Below are 212 nucleotides of genomic sequence, written 5' to 3' on the forward strand. Positions count from 1 at the left end.
GGCACTTTGCTGATCATAGCGATACCAACGTTTAATCACTCTTTGTTGTGTTTCATTTTGTAGTGTAGATGTTTTAATAAAAGGTAACCATTGCAAAGCAATCTCTATTGAGTCGTTAGATGAAGCTGCAATAGTGGCGATTTTAACTGCTGCGAGTTCTACATCATCCCATTGGGTATGTTGATTAAGCCATTCATTTGCTATTTGAAAGT

General features: G+C 36.8%; 1 protein-coding gene. It reads right to left on the reverse strand.

From position 1 onward, the window contains the following. Positions 1-212 (reverse strand): hypothetical protein (locus tag V6255_RS18880; protein ID WP_341629474.1); only part of this gene is annotated, 212 nt, incomplete at both ends.

The sequence above is a fragment of the Psychromonas arctica genome (assembly GCF_038155225.1).
Classification (GTDB): Bacteria; Pseudomonadota; Gammaproteobacteria; order Enterobacterales; family Psychromonadaceae; genus Psychromonas; species Psychromonas arctica_B.